This is a genomic window from Bradyrhizobium sp. Mp27 (assembly GCF_029953005.1).
Lineage (GTDB): Bacteria > Pseudomonadota > Alphaproteobacteria > Rhizobiales > Xanthobacteraceae > Bradyrhizobium > Bradyrhizobium barranii.
Genome location: NZ_JASAUS010000323.1, coordinates 1 through 4,449 on the forward strand (window position 1 = coordinate 1; position 4,449 = coordinate 4,449).

Annotated in this window: 2 protein-coding genes; both read left to right on the forward strand. The window is 59.0% G+C overall.

Going from position 1 to position 4,449, the window contains the following annotated elements; translation table 11 throughout:
• The first annotated feature begins 246 nt into the window (after positions 1-246).
• Positions 247-3,078, forward strand: coding sequence for a phospholipase D-like domain-containing protein (locus tag QJT78_RS48965; RefSeq protein ID WP_281460778.1), 2,832 nt, complete (start codon positions 247-249; stop codon positions 3,076-3,078).
• A 2-nt stretch (positions 3,079-3,080) separates the two neighbouring features.
• Positions 3,081-4,130, forward strand: coding sequence for a trypsin-like serine protease (locus tag QJT78_RS48970; RefSeq protein ID WP_281460779.1), 1,050 nt, complete (start codon positions 3,081-3,083; stop codon positions 4,128-4,130).
• Positions 4,131-4,449 lie beyond the last annotated feature (319 nt).

The following is a 4,449-nucleotide window of genomic DNA, read 5'->3' on the forward strand; positions in this document are numbered from 1 at the left end:
AGTCTCGGTCATGGCGTATCGCTCTCCTCGAGAGGTTCTGGCAGGCTCGTCACCCGCCTCGATACGCCGCCTTCCTCACACCGTCATCACCCAGATTCCGCCATAGCTCCTTTTTCCACTGAACGCCCTTTGATTTTTGACGGATGACGTCTGTTCATCCTTTTGCGTACCTCACCAAAGCCCAAAGCTGCTTCTCGCAACGTTCTGCGCCGTTTCGCGAATCCTTTTGCTTGACAGGGACTGCCCATGCCCGACCTCGACGAGCTGCGCGACTTCGTGGACGGCGTACTGAGACGCGACGGTCAAGATCTTGAAGCCGTCAAATCCGCTGCTCGCACCGCGCCGATTCCAGGAGTCGAACCGGTGCCGGGCGCTCCGGGGAAATCCGAGAGCGCGACGCTTGAGGCGATCATCAGCCTGCACCGGCCTGTATTTGCAGTCAGCGACGACCTCGTACAGCCGGAGCTGACCTCTAACGGGTTGGATCCCGAAGCGTCAGAAATGAAGAAACTCGTTGAGGCCAACGCAGCGCGCATCAACGGGACCATTCGAGCGATCGGGCGTATCGACTTGCCGGGGGACGAAGTTTACCCTTGGGCCGGAACCGGTTGGCTCATCGACACTGAGCTCGGCAGCGACATCATCGCGACGAACGCCCACGTGGCCGTGCTGTTCGCCGAGGCCAGCGCATCCGGAATCGACTTTCGGAAGCTGCCCTTTGCGGGCGACAAACTTGAGGCGCCAATCCTCGATTTTCGCAGGGAAAAGAGCGCTGCGCCGCCGCGTCGCTTTAAGGTTCTTGAAGTTATCTACATCGGTACGCCCAATCAACTCGACGTTGCCTTCCTGCGCGTCGCAAAGGCGGGCGAAGCCGCAGAGAATGCTGATCGGCTCCTCGCAAAACCGCTTAGCCTCGCAGCTTCCGATCCGGCGCAAGGGTTGGCTGTTGCGACCATCGGCTACCCCGGCACGGATCGCGGCGATTATGATGTCGAAACCCTGATGCGCGTTTTTGGAAATGTCTTCGACACGAAGCGCTGCTCACCGGGCAGGATCATGGGCCGCGACCCCCGCGGCATCACGCATGATTGTTCATCAATGCCCGGAAGCTCTGGCTCCGCCGTTATCGACGTTCAAACCGGCGAGGTCGTCGGCCTGCATTTTCAAGGCACGCCGTTCCGCTCCAATCACGCAGTGCCCGTCACGACCCTCCAGACGCTTATCCGAGAGCGTCCATGGCATATCGTCGCACGAACCGACGTTCGTTCCGAACAGGCAGGCGACGCGCAGGTGCCGATCCGAAACCAATCCGACTTAGACGATGATGATGGAGCTGCGCCTATGAAGGTATCGATTGTTGATAGCAAGGGCGGCGTGAGGATTACTTTGCCGCTCGAAATTACGGTGCGGATCGGATCTTCCGGCGACGCGGCACCGCAACATACGAAGAGCGATGCGCCGCTTTCTCTTGAAGCCGCGACCAAGCAGATCGATGGGCTGGTCGCGAAACACCCGAACGTTGTGCGTGTACGCGCCACCTATCTGTTCGATGCAAACGGCAAGCTGACCGATAAAAAAGGCGTCGTGTTGCTAGTCCGCCCCGAAGCCTCCCGAAACGCTGCCGATTACGGGGTTCCGGTCACACTTGGCGGTGTGCCAGTTTCTCTCGAAATGGTCGATCTGCCGTCGCTCGCAAGTAAGCTTGCCGGCGAAAATACGCTCGATTCCGGCCTTGAGGCGCCCGCGACGATGCAGGCCTACAAGCGGAACCTGAAAGACGAGCGGTTTAACCTCGACCCGGTCACCGCCGACATGACGCTCGTCTTGCATGTTAGCCCCGAAGCCGGCTGGCGCGAGCTCTCAAAATTCTTTGGGAGCGCCGATTGCGATAGCATCACTATCGGCATGTACAATTTCACCGCGCCGCACATCATCGAGGCGGTCCGAGCCGCGATAACGCCCGACGGCCGCAACACCATTCTCACGCTCAACCGCAAGACCGACGATATTGGCAAGGGCAACAAGGCGGACGACTGGCCGGAGGAAAAGGTCATGAAGTCGCTCAAGCGCGATGCCAAGGACCAGTTCGACTGGACGCCCGCTTCGGTGTCTGGCAAAGGGCGGTTGTTCTCCACGTCCTACCACATCAAGGTCGCCGTGCTGGGGAAGGGCGAGGCCTATGACCGCTTTTGGCTTTCGAGCGGCAACTGGGCGTCTTCGAACCAAGCGCCCTTTGGCGATGCAGATCATCCCCTCGAGGATCTCACCTGGTCTGACGTCAAAACCTACGATCGCGATTGGCATGCTGTCGTCCGGTGTGAGCCTCTAGCGACGACGTTCCACAATCACCTCAAACAGGATTTCGTCGATTGCCGGGAACTGGAAGGAGAGGAAGCCGCGACGCCACTTTTGCCAGAACTGATCGTTCCGGAAGACTATTTCCTAGAAGCGCCTCGCGCAGTCAGGGAGTACAAAGCTTTCGCGCCGAAAGTCCTCAAAAAGAAGATGACGGTTCAACCCGTCCTGCCCCCCGACAATTATCCCGAGGTTGTCATTCCTCTCATAAAGAGCGCGCGCGATAGCGTGCTCTTCATCAACCAGTCATTCGATGTAAAGGAGGAAATGCCTCCGCATTATCAGAAGCTGCTGGAGGCCTTGCTGGATCGGCAGCAAAAGATCCGCGACGTGCGCATTATCTTTCGCAGTGGGTATGGTAAGGAGCGTGACATCTTCCGCAACGCCGTGGAATTTGGCTTCGACAAAGACAAGATCCGTTTTTACGGCACTTGCCACACGAAGGGCATCGTCGTTGACGGCCAGAAGGTCCTTCTCGGGTCGCAAAACTGGACGGGATCCGGCACGAAGTTCAATCGGGATGCTAGCCTCCTGATCGAGGACAAGGAGGCTGCGGAATATTTCACGGAGATCTTCGAGTTCGATTGGAAAAACGTCGCGACCGACCGCGTTGCGCCTGACCACGGTCCAAGCCGGCCGGTGCGAACCCGACACAGCGACGAAGAGGCTCCGGTACCGCTCGGTTTTCGCACCGTTGCGTGGGGCGCCTGGGAAGGGACCTGACCATGGCTACGAAAACGCGAACCCCGAAGGCTGCCGCCAAGGACAATTCTTCACCAGTCGCTCCGACCATGTGCGTCATCTCCGACGCGACGCGACGGCGGCGCGATGGCCGTATGACGGAAACGAACGGCGGCAGCTCGGTCGAGCGCGTTCCAGGCTTTAACGCCTTAAGGCCGATGACAGCCGGCTTCGATACGACGCGCGTTTCGGGCCCCACCATCTTGGCATCGGTAGCGGACGGCGGCTTTTTCTCGATCGCCCCGCAAACCCTTGTAGCGGCAGCTCCGTCGCTGCCCAACTATGGGGGTACTGGCAAACCGGAAGACGTCATTGGCGTGGATGACCGTGTGATCATCCCGGACTCGTCGCTGACGCCCTGGCGTTGCATTTGCCATCTTGAGATTACCTACGATTCAGGCCAAGTCGGCTTTGGCACCGGATGGTTCGCTGGGGAGCGTACCCTAATCACGGCCGGCCATTGCCTCTATGCGCGCCCGACGGCTATCCAGCCCGCCAGGCGCGCTAGGCAGGTTCGCGTGATACCGGGCCGCAATGGAAATCTGGCACCCTATGGATATGTCGTCGCGGACAAGTTCGACTGGCATCCGAAATGGGAATCCGAAAAAGAGGAGAAGGATGCCGCTCCCTACGATTACGGCGTCATCTTCGTAGACCACGAAGTCAATGGAGCACCGTTTGGCGAACGGATCGGCTATTTCGGCTTGCGCAGCTACGAGAAGGACGAGGAAAAGCTTCTCGACATGGCGATCGTGAACAACGCGGGCTATCCGCACGAAGCAGCCAAACCCTATGGCTCCCTGTGGTTCAACGCTGGACGCGTCCATATGCAGGACGCGGCGCATAAGGACGATCGCTTCCTCGAGTACATGGTCGATACGACGGGGGGCGACAGTGGCAGCCCTGTCTTCCTTTTCGATTCGACCGCCAACCAACGCTATGTCGTTGCAGTCCACACAACCGGAAACTTCATCAATCGGGGCGTGCGGATCACGGCCGAGGTTTACGATCAGATCCTTGCATGGGCCAAGTAGTGCGCCCTTGCGGGAGGGAGCCTTTTGGACGATCCCTTCATCCAAGGACGGCTCCAGGCAACCGCATTCATTGACAGTCGATCAGAAGGCTTAGACAGTCGGAGGAAGATGCTATGGGGCGGTGGCGAGGATATTGCATCTATCGTTGCTAATGTGAACCGATGGAGCGCCCCATGCAAAAGTTGAACGATCTGAGCCGATCCCCGAGCCCACTCGATCCGGACGGCACGCTGATCGCCGTTATCGAACTGAGCCTGTCGAGCTGGCTCGTCGCCGGCATTGTGCCTGGTGTCGAGCGCCAGCCATTGAAGAAGCTCGC